17 protein-coding genes and 2 pseudogenes are annotated in these 21,988 nt (G+C 64.5%); 13 read left to right on the top strand and 6 right to left on the bottom strand.

Annotated features, from left to right (window positions below; translation table 11 throughout):
• Window positions 1–35: 35 nt before the first annotated feature.
• The 9 genes from NA5_RS43335 to NA5_RS31480 all read left to right on the top strand — a co-directional run bounded on the left by NA5_RS43335 (window position 36) and on the right by NA5_RS31480 (window position 9,552).
• Window positions 36–401, top strand: coding sequence for an aldehyde dehydrogenase family protein (locus tag NA5_RS43335; protein WP_062992661.1), 366 nt, complete (start codon window positions 36–38; stop codon window positions 399–401).
• A gap of 38 nt (window positions 402–439) precedes the next feature.
• Window positions 440–1,381, top strand: a complete 942-nt coding sequence (locus NA5_RS31515) for a LysR family transcriptional regulator (protein WP_063813712.1) — start codon at window positions 440–442, stop codon at window positions 1,379–1,381.
• Window positions 1,382–1,411: 30 nt separating this feature from the next.
• Window positions 1,412–1,708, top strand: a complete 297-nt coding sequence (locus NA5_RS31510) for a DUF6506 family protein (protein WP_062992659.1) — start codon at window positions 1,412–1,414, stop codon at window positions 1,706–1,708.
• 453 nt (window positions 1,709–2,161) lie between these two features.
• Window positions 2,162–3,853, top strand: a complete 1,692-nt coding sequence (locus NA5_RS31505; protein WP_062992657.1) for a hypothetical protein — start codon at window positions 2,162–2,164, stop codon at window positions 3,851–3,853.
• A gap of 898 nt (window positions 3,854–4,751) precedes the next feature.
• Window positions 4,752–5,819, top strand: a complete 1,068-nt coding sequence (locus NA5_RS31500) for a hypothetical protein (RefSeq protein ID WP_157110738.1) — start codon at window positions 4,752–4,754, stop codon at window positions 5,817–5,819.
• An 813-nt stretch (window positions 5,820–6,632) separates the two neighbouring features.
• Complete coding sequence (locus tag NA5_RS31495) at window positions 6,633–7,376, top strand: SAM-dependent methyltransferase (RefSeq protein ID WP_245672484.1); 744 nt, start codon at window positions 6,633–6,635, stop codon at window positions 7,374–7,376.
• Between the two features lie 107 nt (window positions 7,377–7,483).
• Window positions 7,484–7,963, top strand: a complete 480-nt coding sequence (locus NA5_RS31490; RefSeq protein WP_062992651.1) for an MTB12 C-terminal domain-containing protein — start codon at window positions 7,484–7,486, stop codon at window positions 7,961–7,963.
• A 15-nt stretch (window positions 7,964–7,978) separates the two neighbouring features.
• Window positions 7,979–8,716, top strand: coding sequence for an ABC transporter ATP-binding protein (locus NA5_RS31485; RefSeq protein ID WP_062992650.1), 738 nt, complete (start codon window positions 7,979–7,981; stop codon window positions 8,714–8,716).
• On the top strand, window positions 8,713–9,552 hold the full coding sequence (locus NA5_RS31480; protein WP_062992648.1) for a hypothetical protein: 840 nt from the start codon (window positions 8,713–8,715) through the stop codon (window positions 9,550–9,552). The genes NA5_RS31485 and NA5_RS31480 overlap by 4 nt, the downstream gene beginning before the upstream one ends.
• 15 nt (window positions 9,553–9,567) lie before the next feature.
• On the opposite strand, the gene NA5_RS31475 is transcribed toward NA5_RS31480, so the two are convergent.
• Window positions 9,568–11,028: a cytochrome P450 gene (locus NA5_RS31475; protein ID WP_084484567.1), complete on the bottom strand. Its 1,461-nt coding sequence runs from the start codon at window positions 11,026–11,028 to the stop codon at window positions 9,568–9,570.
• A gap of 449 nt (window positions 11,029–11,477) precedes the next feature.
• Here NA5_RS31475 and NA5_RS31470 point away from each other — a divergent pair.
• Window positions 11,478–12,057, top strand: a pseudogene (locus NA5_RS31470) (three-helix bundle dimerization domain-containing protein); the annotation flags it as partial.
• 323 nt (window positions 12,058–12,380) lie between these two features.
• On the opposite strand, the gene NA5_RS31465 reads toward NA5_RS31470, so the two are convergent.
• The gene (locus NA5_RS31465) at window positions 12,381–12,620 is read right to left on the bottom strand and encodes a hypothetical protein (RefSeq protein WP_157110737.1); all 240 of its coding nucleotides are present in this window, start codon (window positions 12,618–12,620) and stop codon (window positions 12,381–12,383) included.
• Between the two features lie 427 nt (window positions 12,621–13,047).
• Here NA5_RS31465 and NA5_RS40825 point away from each other — a divergent pair.
• Window positions 13,048–13,188 (top strand): annotated as a pseudogene (locus tag NA5_RS40825) (IS256 family transposase); the annotation flags it as partial.
• 473 nt (window positions 13,189–13,661) lie between these two features.
• On the opposite strand, the gene NA5_RS31460 reads toward NA5_RS40825, so the two are convergent.
• Window positions 13,662–14,048 carry a carboxymuconolactone decarboxylase family protein gene (locus NA5_RS31460; protein ID WP_062992642.1) on the bottom strand — a complete coding sequence of 129 codons (387 nt, stop codon included), beginning with the start codon at window positions 14,046–14,048 and terminating at the stop codon, window positions 13,662–13,664.
• A complete protein-coding gene (locus NA5_RS31455) occupies window positions 14,048–14,707 on the bottom strand; it encodes a class II aldolase/adducin family protein (protein ID WP_062992718.1) in 660 nt (219 codons plus the stop codon). Before NA5_RS31455 ends, NA5_RS31460 begins: the two co-directional genes overlap by 1 nt.
• A 114-nt stretch (window positions 14,708–14,821) precedes the next feature.
• Here NA5_RS31455 and NA5_RS31450 point away from each other — a divergent pair, with 114 nt between their 5' ends.
• Window positions 14,822–15,211 carry a MerR family transcriptional regulator gene (locus NA5_RS31450; RefSeq protein ID WP_062992717.1) on the top strand — a complete coding sequence of 130 codons (390 nt, stop codon included), beginning with the start codon at window positions 14,822–14,824 and terminating at the stop codon, window positions 15,209–15,211.
• Window positions 15,212–15,696: 485 nt separating this feature from the next.
• On the opposite strand, the gene NA5_RS31445 is transcribed toward NA5_RS31450, so the two are convergent.
• Together NA5_RS31445 and NA5_RS31435 are read right to left on the bottom strand one after the other, a co-directional pair.
• Window positions 15,697–17,502, bottom strand: coding sequence for an IS481 family transposase (locus NA5_RS31445; protein ID WP_084484565.1), 1,806 nt, complete (start codon window positions 17,500–17,502; stop codon window positions 15,697–15,699).
• 757 nt (window positions 17,503–18,259) lie between these two features.
• Complete coding sequence (locus tag NA5_RS31435) at window positions 18,260–19,516, bottom strand: tetratricopeptide repeat protein (protein WP_062992638.1); 1,257 nt, start codon at window positions 19,514–19,516, stop codon at window positions 18,260–18,262.
• 461 nt (window positions 19,517–19,977) lie between these two features.
• Here NA5_RS31435 and NA5_RS31430 point away from each other — a divergent pair, with 461 nt between their 5' ends.
• On the top strand, window positions 19,978–21,654 hold the full coding sequence (locus tag NA5_RS31430; protein ID WP_063813708.1) for an ISL3 family transposase: 1,677 nt from the start codon (window positions 19,978–19,980) through the stop codon (window positions 21,652–21,654).
• Window positions 21,655–21,988 lie beyond the last annotated feature (334 nt).

The following is a 21,988-nucleotide window of genomic DNA, read 5'->3' as shown; positions in this document are numbered from 1 at the left end:
GTGGTCGGCGTGATCATCCCTGGAACTTCCCGATCATGACCGCCGGTTTCGATGTGCCTCCGGCGCTGCTGGCTGGTGCCGCCGTGCTGCTGAAACCCTCGGAGATCACTCCGCTTTCTGGCGTGGAGCTGGCCCGGGGCTGGGCGGAGATCGGTGCGCGGTCGGTGTTCTCGGCCATGACGGGCGTGGGCAATATCGCGGTGTCGGCGGCCAGTTCAGTCAGTCCGCGGCGGCGGGGTGTGGTCATCCAAGACCGCCTTCGCATGGTGCTTCAGCCGGGGCAACTCGTCATAGACGTCGACCCACGGCAGCGCACTACCCAAATCTGCGCCACTGCTGGAGACGACGCGATCGCTGGGATTATCGATCGAGGCAATCGGTCGGTTACATCGATCTGGTGATTACGACTCCGAGTCGGGCGGTGGGCTAACGTCGGGAAATGGAATTGCGTCAGTTGCGGTACTTCCTGGCGGTCGCCGAGGCGCGGAATCTGACGCGCGCTGCTGAGGCGCTGGGGATCCGGCCGACCTCGTTGAGTCAGCAGATTATCGGCCTCGAGCGGCATCTCGATACGCGGCTGTTCGTGCGGACATCGGCGGGGATGACGCCGACCCCCGCCGGTGAACGGCTGTTCGATCGGGCGCGCGCGGTCGTCGCGGAGGCTCGGCGGGCGGAGGAGTCGGTGCGTGGCAGGCGGCTGCTGCGCCTGGCAGTCACGCCTGGGGTATCGCCGGATGTCGTGGCGATGCTGTGGCGGGTGGCCGGAGAACGCGCGGTCGAGGTCGCTGATATGCAGACGGCGGAGCAGGTGACGGGGCTTCGCGGCGGCGTGCTGGATGCGGGGTTGCTGTTGTTGCCGGTCGACTCGCCGGACCTGGATTGCGTCACCGTTGCGGATGCCGAACTCGGTGTGGTGGCAGCGGTCGGCCATCATCTGGCAGGACAGGATTCCGTGCGGTGGCCGGATCTGGACGGCAGTGCGTTGCTGTGGTTCGCGCGTGCGTCGGCCCCGGGCTATCACGACGCGGTGCGCGATGCGTGGACCCGCGCGGGTTGGCGTCCGGCGGCGGTGCGGGAGGGTGCGCCCAGGCGGGCGCTGTTCGAGGCCGAACTACGGCACGGCGGTGATGTGATCGGGCTGCGGCCCGCCTGGGATGTGCCCGTCGGAGCGGGGCTGGTCTGGTTGCCGTTGGCGCAGGGCGCGCCGCGAATCCGGCATGCGCTGGCCTGGAACGCCGGTGATTTCCGGGCCGCGCGCTTCCGGGAATGGGCCGCTGACCTGGCGTGTGCGCCTGTGCCGCAGACCCGTGCGGAGTTGCCTCGTGGACAGCGTGCCGCCGCATCCGCTGTGCTGGATACCGGACAAGCCGCGTCCAGATGAGGCGCCGCCGCACACGACAGGAGACCGCGCATGGCACTTACCGTATGGGGCTTCGTATACACCGCGCCCGGCAGTGATCCGAGCCGCGAGACCGTCGTGGAGACAGCGAGCTGTAGGACGGTCTTCGTGGGTGTAGACCAACCGGAGCAGGCGCTCGATGTGGCCCGCCGGTTGGTGGTGTCGGGGGTGCAGTTGATCGAACTGTGTGGTGGTTTCGGTCCGCTGTGGACGGCGCTGGTGATCGAGGCGATCGACAGGGCTGTTCCGGTGGGTGCGGTGGCCTATGGTGCGGAAGCCGTCCACCAAGTGCACGCGATCTTCGCCTAGTCCAGGAGTGGGCGTAGCCACCGAATGACCGTACAACCCAGGTGAATTGGTGCGGCAGTATCGACGCTGGCTCACCGGGGGTACCACCGACTCGTTCGGCGACGTGCGCCCGTTCCATGATGGTCTTGGTTTCTTCCTTCGCCAATGTGGTGCATTACGACGCTCGGCGTGAGCAGACGCATCGGCTGATCGCGTCGGGCACCTTCACCGACTGTATGCGACCGATGCTGGTGCTGGACTGCACTTTTCGGGTACCCGAACTGGTCGCGGCTCGGTCGGGGCCTAGCCCTTCTCGAAGCCCAGATGCTCGGTGATCTCCTCGTTCGATGCCGTCTCCAGGACGGTCTTGGTGAACCGTTTCAACAGTCCATTCTCAGCCCGCGACTGCCACCAATTCTGGGTGCTCGGGCACCGGCGTGGTTGCATGGGGGCGGCGGACGAGATGGAGGGCATATGGGATACGACTGCACGTTGCACCTGGTGGACGAGGACGCGATCAGGGAGCAGTTCGTGCCCCGCTTGCTCGGGAGTTCGACCGAGCCGACCGCATTGGATCGAGTGCATCCGAAAGCGGCGGAGGTGTGGCGGCAGGTATGCGAGCTGCTGCTCGGGACGGATGGGCACGCGGCGGCGGAGGCCGTGTCGGTGGCAGCGGTCATGTTCAGCGCCTCGATGCTGCCGTACCGCTACGAGCGGGGGTTGGCGCTGAGCCTGGCATTCGAAGCGGGACGGGTGTTTCCGGACGCGGTGTTCGAGCCGAAGGTCGAGTACACCCCGGACGCGCTGTTCGCCGATGTGGTTGCGGCGCATCCGCAGGTGCGGGGACGGTTCTCCTCGGGCTGGTTCGGCGGGAACTATACGACGGGGCTCTATGTGCCCGCCGAATATGTCGCCGAGGTGCTGGCCTGGGTGCAGGAGCAGCTCGCGCCGTTGCCGAAGGGGGCCCAGCGGAAGTACCGAGGGATCGTGGCGACGCTGCGCGCGGCGGTGGATCGCAAGCTCGGATACTGGGAGGCAACGGATCTCGCGGTGCCCGCGGCGGGTGAGTTCCCCGGCGATCCGGAACTGATGTGGGCGCAGTACCTCGGCAACGACGGCACGACTGCCGCAGCGGTGGAGACGGCACCCGCATCGCCCATCGCGAGTGTGCTCGACAACATTGTCGACGGCTTCCTGATGTCGCACAGCGACGGCAACTCACCGCAGGTGGAACTGTGGGATCTCGAGTCGTGGCCGCCGCGATTGGCGTTGCAGCGCAAAGAATTCTGGGTCGCGGCCGCACGGGCCCCCGAGGGCGGATGGCTGGCGTACTCCACCGTCGATACCAAGGCACGTCCACGCGTGTTCGGGCCGATCCTGGTGGACGGCGACACGGATGCACCGCGGGTACTACCGGCCAAGGGACCGGACGAGGCCGACCTCTACTCCCACGAGTGCTACTTCCTCGGCACGCACCCCGTGGTCTTGCACGAGGTGAAGAGTCACCTGCTGAGATTCGGCGGCATGCAGCTCGGCGACCCGCTGCCCGGCCCGCTGTGGCTCACGGAATCCGGTGCCTGGGAACAGATTCCGGGCATCACACCGGGCACCGTGGTGAAGAGTTCACTCGGCGACGCCGCCCGCCCGGTCACCGGGGCCGCGCGACTGGCTGACGGTAGCACCGTCCTGATCTGGGACGGCAACGGCTACGAACTCGACCCCGCGGGCACCGGCTGCGTGCGCACCTTCGAGATGGCCGCACAACGCTCCTTCGTCGACTTCACCTCGGCGCCCGCGGGCACCGACGGATTCTTCTACCAGTCCGGCCGCAACCTGCACGAGATCCATCGAGGCGGCACGCCAATCCGGCACGCCGAAGCCTGGACCAACGTCATGGACGTCCGCCCGGGCCCGGACGACAGCCTCCTTCTCAAATTCGGCGGCAACGACGAAGGCAACGTCGGCGCCCTCTACTTCCCGAACGACCGTACCCATATCCCCCTCCCCCCAGAAATGTTCGACGACAAATCCAGCTACTCGGCCCTCTACTGGAGCCGATCGACCAACCGAATAGTGGCCATCGGCGGCGGTTTCGTCGCAGTTGCGGTAGAAACCGTACTGTCACAACCGAGATCGGCGGTACCCGAACTTCCCGACGAGGACTAGGCCGATCCATTGGATCCGCGTCGCGCGTCGGCGCACGATCAAGGTGTCAGCACCTCGAGGCTGACTCCGGCCACCAGGACGATCGTGACGACGAAAATGTCCCACACCAGATAGCTTCGCGACGAACGCGGCCAGCAGCACACCGTTGTAGATCAGCTTGGCCGCAACCACATCCGGCTCCCGTGGCCGCTCGTTTCCCTTGTCGCGATACCTTCGCCCTCAGCCCGACGACTTCCGAACGGGCATGTGCGCAAGACCTTTACCCGACCGGCAAACCGCCCTCGATGTGCGGAACCGATAGTCCCAGTGGAGATTTGTTTTCACATCGCAGGCGGTCCAGGTCGTTAACGGCCACCCATCGGCTCGGTGCGCGAATCACCAACGACAAGTCCGACCGGGCGAATGAACCCGCCGCCACCTCCTGAGCCAAGGCAGCTCATGCACGATCGAATCACCGCCCCCGCTGCCGTATCCGGCCGGGCCGAGCCCGGCTCGAGTTCCATCGTCCGTGACTCACGTGCACTGACGGAACGTCAGGACGTGATCTCGTTCGCCGGCGGGCTCCCGGCGGCTGAGCTGTTCGACGTCGATGGAGGTCGAGTCCGTTGAAGCCGAGCGTCAGTTCGGCGACGGAGTGAGCATCGGCTACCGCTGATCTGAATACGACGGAGCTCCACCAGCCCGAGACGGGTTGGGGCCGTTGCCTTTTCGATATCCGTCGGCTGCCGAAGGTTTTTCGGCGGTCCTCCGCAGGTCCGAAGGTTCCCAATCCATGGCGATATCCCGGCGCGATGCTGCGTCGTTCCGGTGGCCGCCGGAATAGCGGGGAACGCCCACGTCTCGGGGACGGTCGATATGCGACACTGACGCTGTGCAGCCCAAGCGTAGGATTCACTTCGTGGGCAGCTTGCCCACACAGTTGGACAGTCCAGAGAAGGCAATGGCGTTCGCCGTCGACACAGCCGGTGAATTCCTGGACGGCATGGTTCCGGGCGGTGAAGCGGATCCATATCGCGCCCAGTGGTACGTCAGACCCATCATCGACCGGCTCGGCAAGTTCCCGGCGCTGGCGCCTGTGCGCCGCGGTGATTGGTCGACGCTGCGTTCCCGCGACACCTTTCGGCTCCGGGCAGGCCGATCGCTGGGCGAAGCCGATATCGACGCCGCGCTCGGCTATGCGGAGGAGGCCGGGCGTGCCATGGACGCGTTGGTCGACATGCGCCGAACCGATCCCGGACTTCGTTTGCAGGTAGGCATACCGACGCCCTTTGTCATCGGTTTCATCGCCTTCGAGGCGCGGATGCTCATGTGGCGTCGAGGCTCGGCTGGCCGTGATGATCGAGGCTTCCCCTATTACCGCCCGATTGTCGACGCCACTGTCAGGGAGATCATCCGTATCCATGAGGCGTTGCGGGACAACGTCGTATTCCAACTCGAACTGCCCGCGGAGACGCTCCTCTGCGCGGGGACACCTGCGGGCCTGCGGCAGGGTCCGGCCGCCGTGGCGGGTCGAGCGATCGCACGCCTCGTCGCACGGGCGCCCCATAATTCTCGTTTCGGTGTGCACTTGTGCTATGGGAGCCTCGACGACAAGCCGGTCGTGGCGCCGAGATCTACGGCCCCGGTCGTCGCGCTGGCCAACGCGATAGCGCGATACTGGCCTGCGGGTAGGCGTCTGGATTTCGTCCACCTGCCCATCGGCGACGGCAGACAGGCGCCGGTTCGGCCGCGGTACTACGCGCCCCTGGCACGCCTCGAATTGCCTGCCACTACGCGTGTTATCGCTGGACTTGCGCATCCGACGCAGCCGCTCGCGCAAGCACGACAGGGGTTGGCGGCGGCGGAGTCGGCCTACGGCGGCCTGTTGGACGTCGCGGCCCCCTGCGGTCTGGGCCGCTATACGACCGTCGAACGGGCGCGGTCCGCGGTAGCACACGCAGTCGCCTTGGCTGGAACAGATCTGTGAAGCGGCCGGAACGAGCCGTGAATTGTGCTGCAACCGAAGGTTTGTCCCCATTCTTCCGTCCGCATTGTTGGTCCGCCGACACCGTTCAAGGAGTTGCAGAACAACCATACGGACTCGAAACAGTGTGAGCCGTAGGCTATTTGGACTCACCCAGTGGTCACGGCGGAGACCGTCGCCGTCGTCGTCGGTCAGAGCGGTCGCGGAGCCGACGGTGCGCCGGGCAAGGTCGCCGATGCCCTCGGCCCGCAGCAAGGGCCCCGATACTGGTACTGGCAGTACACCCGGGGGCAAGCTAATGATCGACCCGCAGGTGACAATCGCCGAAACCGAGGTGAACGGGCGGAAAGCACGGTCCTCACCGTGACGGTCGGGGGAGAAGACCGCAACTGCGGCGCAAGCGAGAGCTGTACTCCAACCCCGATTATCAGCTCTGCAAGATCGTCGTCAATCGGGCTGTCGGCAGTGGCACGAACACCGGCGGCGACGCACTCTTCGGCGGTGCTGCGCACACCCGACCAGCGACGGCGGTTGGGAGTGAGTGCTGGTAGACCTGTCCTGGATTCTTGGATCATGTTGTGTCGGAGCATGGTTCGTCGACGGCTCGGAACGGGGGCGGTTCGGTCGGGCGGAGCAGCGCCTCGTTCGGGCAACGCATACTTTCACCACATCCAGCCGACAGATCTCTGGAGAAGCACCCGTCTGAGGAGTACCGATCGGCTGCGGTTACAGGCTACGGTTACACCTGTGGTCGAAGGAACTGAAGGGCCTGCGTTGGAGAACAACCGAACGCCGCAACCGTTCAACCCCGGTCTGGTGAACTCGGCCCGGGTGTATGACTACCTGTTGGGCGGAAAGGACAATCGCGAGATCGACCAGGACATGGCCGATCAAATGCTGTCTCGCGCACCCGAAATCAAGGCTTTGGCCTGGTTCACTCGGAGTTTCATGCTCAAAGCCATCGAGATGGCCGCGGAAGCCGGTATCCGTCAGTTCCTCGATCTCGGCTCGGGTATCCCGAACTCGCCCAACGTGCACGAGGTGGCTCGGGAGATCGAGCCGTCGGCGCGGGTGGTGTATGTCGACTACGACCCGGTCGTACAGGCCCATTGCGACGCGCTGCTGGCCAAACCACGCGATGTAACAGCACTTCTGGGCGACGTTCGTCGTCCCCACGAAATCCTCGATCAGCTGAAGAACCACACCTTGATCGATTTCAACGAGCCAGTGGCTATCACGCTCATCAGTGTGCTGCATTACGTGATGGACGACGAACACCCTGCCGAGATCATCGCCGCCTTCCGCGATCAGTTGGCACCAGGCAGTTACCTGGCGATCAGTCATGGCTCCATTGATTCCGACCCAGAGGTACTCCAGGTGCTCGCCGGCACCAATGACACTGCAGCCCAAGTCGCCTTTCGGTCCACAGCACAGACGGAGGCATTCCTCGCCGGCTTCGAGTTGCTCGAACCTGGTGTGGTGCCGGTACAGCAGTGGCTGCGCCCCGACTTGCCGGACACTCGAATGGTCATGCTCGGTGCCATCGGCCGCAAACCCTGAGGATCCGACATGAACAGGAGTAATCTCGAACTCGCAGATTTGTTGTTGGCCACCTGCACATTTGAGCGTGCAGCAGGTGCTGTCCCAGTCGATCAGAGGATGAAATAGTGAAGACCCTCGAGAATGTCGCTGGTGTCGTGTCGGCGATCATGACGGTCGCCGCGGTCACGACCGGCGCTTCGGTAATCACCGCCCCTGCTGCCTCCGCCGCTCCCGGAGATCTCATCACCTCAGATGTCCCCACCTTGCAGGAACTCGACGACCAGGTCGCGTTCCTGATCGAATTACCCGGCTCCGACGAGGCCAAGGCCGCCCATATGGAAGGCGGCATGCGGGCCGTCGTGGTCGCTCGCACCCTCTACAACATCGGCTGGTACCGGGCTCCGCGCGGGTCGAACGAGATCACCGGTCCGGAAACCCACGACGGCAACGTGCATACCGCCATGCTGCGCAGCAAGTCAGCGGGACAACCGGATCTGGTTGCGCGCGTGGTCTGGAAGCGCATCGACGGTGTCTGGAAGCTGTCCAACAGCTCCGTCTGCGAGGGCGTCAAAGCCGTGGGTTTGGCCATGGGCTGCGACTTCTGACCGGCTCGAAGCGCCGTGATCGATATTCGTGACCTCACGCTGAGCTATTCAGGCGTCACCGTCCTCGAAGTCCCCGAATTGACCATGGCAGACGGGGCACTCACTTACCTGATCGGTCTCAACGGCACCGGCAAAACCACGCTGCTGCGGTGTATCTGTGGCGTCATCGCGCCTACCAGCGGCACCGTCCTGGTCGACGGCACCCTCGTCCGGGCACACCACACCACGCCGGCAACGCTCGGAATGCACCTCGACTACCGAGCGTTCAACCCCCGCCACACGGCGCGTCGGCACCTACGCTGGATCGCCCGCGCCCGTGGGCTATCCACCGGCCGGGTCGGCGAGGTCCTCGACATCGTCGACCTCGCCCAGGTGGCCGATCGCAGGCTGGGGCACTATTCGCTCGGCATGCTGCAACGTGTCGGCATCGCCGCCGCATTGCTCTCCCAGCCGAGGACGCTGCTGCTCGACGAACCGCTCAACGGCCTCGACATCGCGGGCATCCGCTGGATACGCGGTCTGCTGCGTCAGCTCGCCGATGCCGGGACCTGTGTCCTGGTTGCCACGCACCTGCTCGATGAGGTCGAACGCAACGCCGACCACATCGTCATCCTCGGAAGCCAGCGCATTCTGGCCGATCAGCCGTTCGCCCACCTGATGAACACACTGGGTCCCGGCGAGACCAGTCTCGAAGACGCCTACCTGCGCATCGCAGGCCTGCCTGCCGACGTCACGGTGAGCGTGGCCCCATGAACAGTCCCGGCCCAGTCGCCCTGATCCGCCGTGGCATCGCCGCCGAATGGACCCGCACCACCGGACGCAGCTTCCTGTGGATCGTCGCCCTCCCCGTCACGTTCGCGCTGCCGCTGGTCGTCACCTTCGGAATCGCCGCTGTCGCAGAACGACTCGCGAGCCTCCCCGGACAGAGTTACGTGGCCACGGTCTCCACCACGAACTCCGTGTACTGGGTGATCACCATGTCCGTTGCGGTCATGATGGTCACCGCCGCCTACGCCCACGCCACCCAATGGCGCGGTCAGACAAGCGATCTCAATGCTTTCCTGTTTCCCCGGTCTTGGACGGTCGCATTGGCCCGGTGGATCTACTACGGCACCATCACAGCGATATCGACGGTCGTGCTTCTCGTCGTCGTCATGGTCTCGCTGCCACACCTGTTCCCGCAAATCTATGGGGCCGTTGACATTACCGACGCCGCTGGTATCCGGTTCCTCTGGACCGTCCCGTGTTACGCGTTCGCCGCATGCGGAGTAGGCGTCGCGGTCGGGTCACTGATTCGCACCCCGTCCGCTGCTGTCGCCGTCCTCTTGTTCTGGGTCTATGTCGCCGAGATCTCCATCAATCTGCTGCCCCACGGATCGGCCCTGCAGGCCTACGCTCCGTTCCTCAACGCGGTCGCCGCGACCGGCCAGGAAGTCGCCTTCCTTCCTCGCTTCGGCCGCAACGGATCTCTGCTCTACTTCGTCCTCGTCGCCGTCATCCTCTTCGTCGCCACAGCCGTCCTGCCGATCCTCCTTCGCCGGTTGTCCGGATATCGCAGAACGACGCTCGCTAAATCCGGCACGCGCTGAGCCGCGAGCCCGACGCTATGGTGCCGATTGTTTACCCGAGGGCGCGCGGCGCGGCGACGAATGAGCCTCTGATGGCGAGGTCCGGAAATCCGCAGCGGGGTCGTCGCGGCCTTTGGCCGCGCGATTACTCAGAGACACTGGATGAACCTCGAGCGGAAGCCTCCTCGGCCCGGGGATCGGCCCCATCGCACGCCCGAGCTTCTTGAAGGTGACCGGCCGGAACTCCCACTTCGACAGCAGGCTGTGCAGCGTCGTTTGCAACAATATCCAGGCATAGTTGTTACCGATACACATCTGATTGCCCGTGCTGAACGGAGCGAAGCCCTTGCATTTCGACCCCGAGCCCGGAGTCGGCCACCGATCGGGGTCGAAAGTGTTCGGCTCCGGGAAAATGTGCGGGTTGCGGTGCATAGCGGTAATGCTGTATCCGATATCGGTCCCGGCGGGAAAGGTGAAACCGTCGAGTTCTACCGCGGTAACGCTGCGTCTCGTCTGCAGTAGTGGCGAATGGATCCGCGTGACCTCGTTCAGGAACCGGTTCAGGTAGTCGAGTTCGTCGAGGCTTCGTGGACTGAGATCTGCTGCGGCGCAGATCTCTTGTCGCAGTTGCGCACCCACCTCGGGACGCTGGGCCACCTCGTACAGACACCAGGTCAGCATGGCGGTCGAGGCGTCGATCCCGCCGAAGAGAATGGTCACGGCCTGCTCTGCGAGGAACTTGTCACTACGGTGTTCATCACCGAACGAATACAGCAAGAGGTCGATCAAGTCGTTCCTGCGCTCACCGCTACCCCGGCGCGCGACGAGCAACTGCTGGACGTAGTCCCGCAGTTGCGTGCCTGCCGACAGGAATTTGCTGTTCACCGGCAATGGCAGGCGCGCAAGACGCTTCGGTAGCACACTGCCAACGATGGCACCTGCGCCGATGGCCTCGATCAGACCCGAGATGTGTTGCAGTTCTTCGGTATCGGGTTCGTGCGAGAACATGGATCCGAGCAGGTCGGCGATCACCAGGCCCAACAACTCGGAACGGGCCTCGATAACCTGTCCCGGCCGCCACGAACTCGCCAACACATCCGCATGACGCTTTATGTTGGGCGCGTAGGCTTCCAACTGTGTCCGATGGAAATTTGGTTGCAGCAGCCGACGAAGGTCCCTGTGTACCTGACCATCCGCGACGATGAACGAATCCCCGAATATGAGACGGATGCGCTCGAAGAGGAGCCCTCGCTCGTAGGCATCGGAGCTATCCACCAACATCCGGTGGAGTAATTCGAAATCGGTAATGACGTAGACAATGCGACTGCCGATGTCGACGCGCACTATCCTCCCGACGCCGACCAGTCCCTCCATGAACTGGACGGGGTCACGGAACAATTTCCAACCGTGTCCGAGGACCGGCAAACGTCCTGGCCCACATGGGACGTCACGAAGATCCACTGCAGGTTGCCTTTCTATCGGCAGGTTCGAGGCCATGCTTCAGGTGATCGGATCACAACCCAGGCAGCAGCGATCCACTCCTTCCCTGATGCCCGTCGGCGAGGTCGCGGAACAACCGGTCCACGCCGTCGACTGTGGTGGGGTCGGCTCGTGCCGAAAAAGCATGTACCCTGCTTGTTCTATCACGACGACCGTCCCCTTCACCGCCACGTCACAGCTGTTGCCATGCACCACCACCCCAATCGGCGGCACGGCGCTGGGCGATCGCCCGGCCGATGCCGCTGGACGCCCCGGCTACGAGAAGCGGTCCTTCCGACTAGGTCAGTCATGGCCAGCTCCTGGATCAGCGTGTCGGGCAACGATCTCCTCGCAACTCTCGACAAGCCTGCCCCTGTCCCTGACTTCTCCGATCATCCACACAGGGACTCCTGCACGAATAGGTGACAACCGAGCTGGGAACACTGAGGCCTGTTGTCCATCAATACATTACATTAGCCGGACGTTGGCCCGGCCCCGACTTTTCTGCCGAACCGCTCGCGCTCAAAACTGTGGGGACCCGCCTGCAACGCGAGTTCGATGGCACCTTCGGATCGAAACCATCGAACGATTCCTGCACTCCTCCTACAACCAATTCGCAGGTCGCGCAACGGTCGTCACGCTGCTGGCCGACCGCTTCGCCCGCCAACGCCTCAACGCCCTGGCCAGGGTTGAAGGCAAAGCCCACACCGGCAAGCCGACCGTGCCGTTCCTGTGCACCCACAACTCCGGACGCCCGCAGATGGCCCTCGGATGCTTCACCCACCTCGCCAGAGACCACGCCGTAGCCTGGTCCCGCGGCTCCGAACCCGGCGATGAAATCCACCTCGCCGCCATTGAAGCCATGCGCGAAGTCGGCATCGACATCACCGGTGAATTCCCCAAACCTGGACCGAAGCAATCCTGCAAGCCGCCGACGCCATCATCACCATAGGCTGCGGCGACACCTGCCCGGTGCTCCCCGGCGTCAGCTACCGCGATTGGGTGCTGGAGGGTACGGCTGCCTCGTCAAGGAACTCGGATATACCTGGAACGTGCTGTCTGCGGCGGATCCCGGTGGACAAAGCCGAGGTACCGGTACCTCAACCTGCAGATGGCGTACCGCCCGCAAAACGAGCTGTGCGGGCCGAGACATCTCTCGACCCGCACAGGTGGGGTTATGGTAAGTGTCCGGAGGGGGAACTAACCCATATCCCCAACCTTGTTTACGCGTCTGACCTGCAGCTTCCTTGATTATTGGGGGTTGTGGGGCCTTGGGACAGCTCAACCGAGGCTATCTGTGACAACTGTCGTAGTCAGTCATAGTTGCTCGGTTTACGCTCCAAGCACATCGAGGCTGGTGGCCGGGTGGGTCAGGCGATGGAGACGATGATCGCGCTGTGGATGACGGTGACGATGAGACCGGGCAGATGCTGGGCAATCATCGCGACGATCGGCTGAATATGGCGATCGCGGCGGGCCACGACGGCGACCGTGCGCGAATCGATGACGTGGATGGAAGCCAGATCGCCCACCGTGGCGGCCCGGACGGTGTCCCCCGGGAGGAGCGGGGCAGGCAGCGCGCCCACCGCAGCCGGCACCGGGGTGATCACACCGGCCTCACCCGGTCGGGTCCCGGCGGATCGATGGATGGCGGGCGGGGAGAGAGTCGCAGAGGTCATCGCATTCCTAGCAATCGCTGAAGGGAACTTCGAAACTGGCAGATGTCTCAACTGACACCCGAATGCAGAGCCGCACCAGAACACTGATTCAGCTACCGCATATGCACAGCCTGTCCGACGGCAAACGTGCAGGCCAGGGCAATTCGGCCCATATCGCAGGGGACCTATGTCAGCTGCAATCCGTGCCGCGCGCATGGATACGATCCAGGGCGGAAGGGCCCACCGGGCCAGTAGATAAACGGGACGTCGCTCTCATCCTGGATGACCCCAACAGGCCGTCGGCGACGCGCTGGGAGGTAGCGAACCAGAAGGACTGCACGATGCGGTCGATGTTGCGATTGTCGCGCCACCGGGCCACGCAAACGGGGCGGTTGAGGTCAGGGCCCTGCGGGTTGACGACAAGCGTGTCGATGCGGAGACAGGCGAGCGCAGGCGGTTCTCCTCGGCGATCGTGCCGCCGTGGTGCCGCAAGTCTCCGAAGATAAGCGAGGTGCTCCCGTGTGCGCGCTGCGGGCGCCGACCGGTGGCGTGGACGGCGCGTTCGGATTCCTATGTGCCCGACCCGGAATCAGCGGCATCACGGCCTGACGCGAGTCGCGGCCGAACATCACGCAGGAACCCGCATGGTGGCGCGGGCAATTCCGGATCCGCTCGACACGGCCGGTTGTAGGGAGCGTTCATGGACCCGCATTCGGGGCACGAAGGAAACAACATCGACACAGGAAAGGAGATGAAATGACCCACACACTAAAAGAACTCGACTTCTCCATGCGTTCACGGAAGTCGCTGTCGTCGCGCCGTAATGCATGTTGTTACAGACCATGGTTTTTCGACATGCCGTAGCGGCAGGGTGACCTCGCCGGAGTCGCAGGTTCATGGTGTTGACCTGGGCTGGTGTGTGGCGGCGGAATTGCGAACGGTCCGGACGGGACCGGACCTTTCGGATGAACGGGTGGCTGTAGGGCTGGGATCTCAGCCGGGTTGCCGGGTGAGCTCGGCGATGATCTCGATGCCGAGGGCGTAGGCGGGTACGCCTGCGGTCAGGACGGCGGTTTCGGCCACGCCGATGAGGTCGGCGGTGGTCGCGCCGGCGTGGAGTGCGCCGCGGGCGTGGATCCGGGCGGGGCCGGAGCGGCCGAGGGCCAGCAGTTGGCCGAAGTGGACGAGCTGCTGCACGCGCGGTCCCAGCGGGTTGTCGGTCAGCACGATGTGCCGCAGCGACGTGATCGCTTCCTCGGTGTCCAGCCGATCGTATTGTTCGGCCAGGCGCAGGCGATCCTCAGCGCCATGCGGGACGGTGCCGAGGGTCGAGCGGTAGCGGTCGCGGATCGCTTCGGTGCGGGATGTGATGTCGCTCATCACACCCGAGCCATCGACGCGCGGACGGCCTCGAGGGCGCCCTCCGGGAAGTCCACGGCCCCGCCGATCGCCCGTGCGGCGATTTCTGCTTCGGCGCTTTCCTCGATCGCGTACACGAGTTCGGCCGCCGCCGCCGGGTCCGGGCCGAAGACCATCAGGCCGTGATTGGCCAACAGCACGGCCTGCGTGGTCGGGCGTTCGTCGAGGATCCGCGCGATGCTGCGGACCGACACGTCCGACCCGCGCGGTCCCCACGCGACGACCGGCACGTCCTCGGCCTGGCCGAAGCGCAGCATCGGCTCGGTGCGGCAGGGGAGCGGCCGATTGGCCACGGCGAACGCGGTCGCGGCGGGCGAGTGCGTGTGAATGACCGCCCCCACCTCGGGGCGCTTGCGATAGACGATGCCGTGCATGGTGATGATCTCGGCGCTGGAAGACCGCAGCTTCCCCTCGAGGACGCGACCGTCCTGATGCACGATCGCCACCTGTTCGCGCCGCAGATCGCGGATGAAACCCGGGGTCATGGCGAAGCGTTCGCTATCCACCCGCGCGCTGATGTTGGCGTGGCCGGAGTGTGACATCACCCCGGCCACGAACAGCTGCGCGGCGGTCTCGGCGATCTGCTGGGCCTGGGGTGTCATTTCCGGTGTTCCCGTCATGATCGGACCTTCCTGATTCGGTTGTCGGCGGTCGGTTGCCACCGGTGAACCACCGTGCGCCTTAAACTTGGGTTCAAGTCAAGCGTCGGGTCGGACGAGGAGGAACAGGCCGTGATGACCATCGGTCAGCTCGCCGAGAGCACCGGAGTCCCGGCCTCGGCGATCCGGTACTGGGAGCGGCACGGCCTCTTGCCGGAGCCCGAACGGCGCGGTGGGCAGCGACGCTATCCGGCCGAGGCCGCGGACCGGATCGTGCTGTTGCGCAAGTGCCAAACGGCCGGGCTCAGCCTGGACGAGATTCGCGAGTTCCAGCAGGACCGGCCGCAGCGCAAGACGATGCTCACCGCCAAGCTCGTCGAGATCGAGCGCCGCATCGTCGAGCTCCAGCACGCCCATGAACTCCTGGCCCACGCCGTCCAGTGCAGCAAGCTGGACATCGTGACGTGCCCGACGTTCCGAGCACAGATAGCGACGTGGCAGTCTCCGCAGCACGATTCGACGTAGTCCGCGGAGTGTTCTGCCAGTGCGAGTCGCGCCACTGTGCCGCCGTCGGTGTGGGCTCGAGGGGTGAACTTCGGCAGCAGCGGTTCGGTCAACTCTCACAACTCGTCGGGCACCAACCGCCTGGACGACAAGCCAGCAACGACGAAACATCATGCAGCACTACCCATCCCGACACACGGGAAACGAAATCGCATCGACGTGAGATACAGTCCAACTAGGCAGGGCCCGCTTCATCCGAAGGAGCGAACACGGCGATGTCGTCTATCGCGTCGTCGGCTCAGCCAGCGGTCTCCGGATCATTCAAACCAGCCCACGACCCTATGTGTGCGATGGTCAGCGTACGAGCGTGTCGGCGTTCACGGAAATCCGCAGGTTGAGCTGGTTTTCGTTCACGTAATTCCCGGGTTGTGTGAGGGCTCAAGACCTCGGTGACGCAGGGCGCTCAGGACCTGGTTGAAGGTCTCAGGACGTGGTGGACGTGCGGATTAGATTCGGGCGGAATGGATTTTGGCTTTCCAGCGCCTGACGGGGTATTCGGTGGTGCGTGGGTGCAATGCCACTTCGGCGGCGCCGCAGGTGATCCGGAAATGGGTGTCTTCGACATGGATGGTGGCGATCTGCCCGGCGTAGGTGCGGCCGATGCGCAGTCGTTGGCGGGCGACCATGACCACCCCGTCAGCGGGAACCATCCGTTCGACGCTGATGGACCCCTGGGCTGGTGGCGGAAGTTGCGAGGTCGCGAGCCGCGCGCCACGGATATTGGTGCGGTCCTCGGCGGGGATCGGCGAGGGCAGCGGTTTCGCGAGCACGCCGTTGTCGACGACGTGGACGAGGTGGCCGTCCAGGCGCAGGGTCACCTTCCGGCCCGCAAGCTCGGTGCCGACCTTGAGTCGGCGTTTGGCGAGATCGATCGCGCCGTTGACGTCCACGGTGCGATCGACCTCGACGACGTCGCCCGCGGCCAGGGTGCCTTCGCGTTCCAGCGATCGCCCTGCCGGCGGTGGACCGGCAGGGCGGGCTCCGCGCATGCGCAACTGACGGATGTGGTCGGCGTCGAGATTGGATGCTGCAGTCTTTACCAGCTGTCCGTCGATAAGGATGTGGACGGTGTGTTCGTCGACCCAGACGTGAGCGCGTTGCCCGGCCCGATCGGCGCCCATCCGGATGCGCTGGATATTCGGAATCAGCGGCAGCATGCCGCTGGCGGCGATCACCGTGTCGAACTCGACCGCACCCGCCGAGGGGGCCAGCACCAGGGTCGGCTTCGGTTCGCGGGCAACGAGATCGGGTGAGATTGGGTAGGCGGCAAGCTCCGCGATCGGTGGCAGCACGGTGTCGACGTCCCGCTGTTCGGGTTGGGCGCTAGGCCGGAACAGGCTGGCGGGTGTGGCCATGTCCAGTGCCTGGTGGGGCCGGGCGTGGTTATAGGTGTGAACCCAGGCGGCAATCGCCGCCTGCGCGGTCGGCAAGTCCGTGAAAACCCCTGCGGGATCGAGAAGTTCGCGCCGCAAGGTTTGATGCCACCGCTCAATTTTCCCGGTCGTGGTCGGAGACGACGGCTTGGTCAACCGGGTCGTGATGCCGTTCTCACGGCAGACCCGTTCGAACAACACCTCCGCCGGCCGCGGCCGGGTGAACCGTCCGGTGAACTGTTTGCCGTTGTCGGTCAACACTTCCGACGGCACGCCATGGACACGCATCGCCTTCAGAAATGCGTCGGCTACCGCCCGCCCGGAGGGCACCGCAAGCACAGTGGCGACGACAACAAACCGGGAGTGATCGTCGATTCCGGTGAGCATCTTGCACTCGCGTCCATCGGCAAGGTGGATGCCGCCTACCAGATCCAACTGCCACAGATGCATCGGCGCTTCCCGCTGCCAGCGCCGATACTTGCGTCGGTGCCGCTGCTGCTGGTGCCGGATCAGGCCGTTGCGGACCAGGATCCGATGCACCGTCGCCCGTGACGGCGCCGAAGGCACTCCGGCCAGGGTCAGCTCGAATGCAATCCGCCGTGCGCCCCAACGCGGATGCGCCCGCCGCATCTCGCACACCAGTGCTTCCACCTCGGCCGGGATTCGGGTCGGGCTCGTCCGCGGCCGGCTCGACGCCGTGCGCAGAGCCTCCACCCCGCCCGCCTGGTATTTGGACTTCCATTTGTAAACAGCCTGCCGAGACACCCCATAACGGACGGCGACCTCGGCGACCGGGGAGCCTTCCTGCACCTCCAGCACGGCACGAAAACGATGCTCTACCAACCAATCCCGATCCTCGGGACCCTCACCAAGCAGCACGAGCCGAAAGCATCGCAACCCGGCCCGAACTTGTCAACAAGGTCACGAGCACGCCAAGACAACCGGGTCCTGAGCCTTCACACGACATGCTCTACGACATGCAGAAGAACATTCGCAAACTGGCGCGACCCTTCCGGGACGGTGACTGGCCGAACCTGGGGTGTCCGTGCGGAGAAGGTGGCCTCGGAGTTGGACTATTCGAGTGGGAGAATCAGGCGGGCGCGAAGGACTACGATGACGACCCGACTGATCCGCGGGGACATTTCTACCTCCGGCTAGTTTGCGGTCGAGTACTGTGCACGTCGTGGGTTATCGTCACCGGCGACTACACCACCGACTGGGAGCTCAGTTCTAACAACTACTTGGACGTGTGGCCGACGCTGACCGTGCGGACAATCGTTCCGCCGATCCCGGTCATAGATCTGACCGACGATGTGCCCAAGCTCCACGAGACTTTGCCCAAGTGCCTGGCTGGGCCACTGGCGCGACGGCGTAACGATGCAATTCGCGTACACGGCCTACCGCCTCGAAGGTGGGCTTGTATCCGAGATCGATACCTCGAATTCGCGCCGATGAATTTCCCGGCAGAGAGCTGTGCGCAGCCGCTGCAGTTGCTCCTCTTCCTGGGCCAGTTGCCGTTGCAGGGTTAGGCCGCGTCTCCCAATGGACGAAATCGACGAAATGTACCGCGCTCGACCTGGAACCGGCTGCGGCACGCGGCGTCGGCGCATGACTCAGTCGAATTTTCGTATGCCGATCAGAGCGTGAGCCGTCTATGCCGCCGTTTGAAAACCCGCCGGATCGTGTGCGCTACCCATACGCTCGCCAGCGCTGCCAACATCACAAGGACGGGGGACGCGCCGAGCTCGTCTGGGCTTGCTGGTATCACCGCGATGCCCAACGAGGTTGCCAACGCCGCCACGAGGAGGATGGTCCAACAACCGAGGATACGTCGCGCGGGCTGGGTGGGGGTGGCGAAGGTCTCCTGGATCGGGGTGACGAGTGCGAGCGTCGCCAGCCCCGCGGCGGCGATCCCGGTCTCTGGGTGGTTGTACGCGATGCCCCCGACCAGCATCACCGCGCCGACGGCAAGAGCAAGAAGGCTGAGCCACGCGGCGTGAAGGTCGTTGCCGCGCAGAATCTGACGATGCTCGGTGTCGCGGGACAGCCGCCAGGTAAGGAGGGCGCCGACTGTCCACTGCGCCCAGCAGATCGCCCACAGAAGGCCCCAGTGGAGAGTCTTGGCGACAAGCGGAGCTATCGCCTCACCCATGTTTTCTTTTTGCAGCCAGACCATGCCGCGATAGACAGGGTTTCGTCGTTTTAGCGCCTCGACGAGCTGCTGCCGTGCCACGTCCATGGACGGATCGAGGCGCAGCGCTTCCTGGAAGGCACTTACGGCCTTGTCGATATCGCGGGTCGCCATGGCGGCGTATCCGTAGGCGAAATGCGCGAGCGGGTCTTCCGGATCCAGTCGCACCGCCTGCGCCGCACTGGCCATTGCCCCTGGCGCTCCGATTTCGGAGAGCGCCATCGTCATAAGGCTGACGAGCTCGGCGTTGTGCGGGTCGTGGGTCAGCCCCGCCCTGGCGGCCTGAGCGGACAGCCGCCACTCCTCCCTGGCCATATGTATTCTTGCCAGCAAGGTCCAAATCGCAGGAACTCTCGGATCGAAGTATTGTGCGGCGCGCGCCGCGCGTAGCGCGTCGTCCTTGCGGTGTGCTCCGTGCAGGACGGTGCCCGCGACGTAGTGCGGGTACCACCAATGTGGCGCAAGCCGGATCGCCTCCTTCGCCTCTGCAAGCGCCGCGGCGTGCTCGTTCTGCCTTGATAGGGCGATCGCCAGAACTGCGTGCGACTCGACGTGCTGGGGCTCGCGTATCAGGGCAACGCGCAGTGCATGTTCGGCCGCTTTGGGTCTGCCCCGATGCAGCAGCGTTCGAGCGCGCCTGACGATCACATCAACGGGGTCGCGGTGTTCGAGCGCATCTCGCGTCGAGTCTCCGGATGCCATTTCCACCCTCACTCGATATCTCGACTGCTTCCATACGGTATTGCAGATACTGGACTGCGTCACGAACGCCCGGGCGTGGGTCCGGCGGGATTACGGCGCGCTTCGATATACCCACGCTTGGTGGCTCTGTGGCCTCCACGGCATGATCGACCACAACTGGTAACCTCTTCGCAAATGGTATAGAGCCCCGTCAATAAGGCTATCTACACCTGACATCAGTGAGCTACGAGAATCGCGAGTAGTCCGCTACCTGATCACAGGTTGACGGCTACCTGCCAGCGATATCCGCGCGCTGATCAGTCCCTGCGCTGCTACAAGCGAGCTCGCCAAGTCACCAGGATTTGTCGCCTGCCAGCGTGAAGGGTTCTGACGCGGTTAGCGTGATCTTGCTGCTCGGCGCGTCACACCAAGATCCGGCCCGACATGGGTGAAAGTAGGAGGCGTGCGTTGATGTTGTTCGAATGTTGTTGCCGCACTTGGGCGATCTGCTGATTCTGGATGTCCGAACCGAAGCCGGCACCGTGCTCGTGGATGCTGTGGTTGCCACCCCGACGGCCCGGTGCAGCGGATGCGGAACCTCCTCGGCCCGTGTGCATTCCCGCTATCGCCGTCGGCTTGCCGACGCTGCTGTCGCCGGGCGAAAGATGGTCCTGCGGCTGATGGCGCGACGGTTCTTCTGCGTGAATACCGACTGTCAGGCAAAGACTTTCGCTGAACAAGTCGACGGGCTCACGGTGAAACGGTCACGGCGCACCGACCAGCTGACCGCGATGCTCACCAGGATCGCGGTAGCGCTGGCCGGACGCGCCGGGGCTCGGCTGGCAGCTCAGCTGGGGTTGCCGGGCAGCCGGGACACCCTTTTGCGGCTGATCCGGGCACAACCCGATCCGCCGGTCGGTGCGATCACCGTGCTTGGGGTCGACGATTTCGCCGTCAAACGCTCCCGCAGGTACGCCACCATCCTGCTGGACATGGCCACCCACCGGCCCATCGACGTGCTAGACGGGCGCGAGGCCAACCCGCTGGCGGCATGGCTGTCGCGGCACCCGGAAGTCGAGGTGATCACCCGTGACCGGTCCGGAGCCTACAGCGAGGCGGCGCGCCGCGGCGCACCGCAGGCCACTCAATGCGCGGACCGCTGGCACTTGTGGCAGAACTTGTGCCAAGCCGTGGAGAAGACAGTTGTGGCGCATCGTGGTTGTCTCACCGAATCATCAACTGCCAGTCCGGATCCCATCGACGCTACCCACCATACTCCTGGAACCGACACGGGCAAGGCCACCACGAGCGAGACCACCGAAGACACGGCGCTGCTGCCCGAGAGCCCGCGCGGTGGCGGATACGCGGGATTGCATGCGCGCACCGCCGAACGGTTCGAAGCGGTGCAACGGCTGCGCGCGCAGGGGAAAGGGTTGCGCACCATCGCCAAAGAACTCGATATCGATCGGAAAACCGCTCGCCGGTACGCTCTCGCCGCCAGCCCGGAGGACGTCATCGCCACCGTGACATCTCGCGCCAGCATGATCGACGAGTTCGTGCCGCATCTGCTCACCCGCTGGAATGCCGGACACACCAATATCGCCGCCTTGATCACCGAACTGCGCGAGCTCGGCTACCGCGGCAGCCCCAACAACGTCTACCGCTTCCTGCGGCCTTACCAGGCCAGCAAACCATCGGCTCGACCGGCCCTCTCGCCACCGAAACCGAGAATCCGTGCAGTGACCAGCTGGATCACCCGTGACCCCGACACCCTGCCCGATGCCGAAACACGCCAACTCACCACGATCCTGACCTGCTGTCCCGAACTTGCCGCCACCCGCCGTCACGTCGGTGCGTTCGCGGTCCTCATGCGCGACCGGCGCGGCGACCGCCTCCCGGAGTGGATCGCAAGCGTCCGTGCCGATGACCTGCCCGCAATGCACTCCTTCGCTATCGGCCTCGAGCACGACTTCGCCGCTGTCACTGCCGGACTCACCTTGCACTGGAGCAATGGCCCAACTGAGGGCACCGTGAACAAGGTCAAGGCACTCAAGAGGCAGTGCTTTGGTAGATCAAACCTGGACCTGCTCCGGAAGCGAATACTGCTCAGCCACAACGAGTTCGGATCTACCTCGGAAATTCGGCGGCCTTCGAAGTGATCACGCTAACCGCGTCAGAACCGCGTGAAGGGACCACTGGTTTGCCATGAGATCACCAAATATGCAGCGAAGCGTGTGAGCATCACAGAGTTGCCAACCCCCGCAGGCCGTCCAGTTGTGTCTTGAATACCTCGTGGTCGAAGTGGGGTCCCCAGAGTCTCTCGAGCTGGCGGGGCGTGTCGGCGAGCCCATTGATAGAAGATCCGACGTCCGTGAGGAACCACAGGTGTCGCCGCCAGACTCGGTTGGTTAGCCGATGCCAGGTTTTGCTGCTTACCTTCTCGCTTGTGCGTGGCCATGAGAAAGTGGCTCTGGCGCACTTTCGGTGCAGTGA

This window comes from Nocardia anaemiae NBRC 100462, from assembly GCF_001612725.1.
Classification (GTDB): domain Bacteria; phylum Actinomycetota; class Actinomycetes; order Mycobacteriales; family Mycobacteriaceae; genus Nocardia; species Nocardia anaemiae.
Note: the sequence above shows the minus strand (reverse complement) of the source record. Positions and strands in the feature narration are given on the sequence as shown.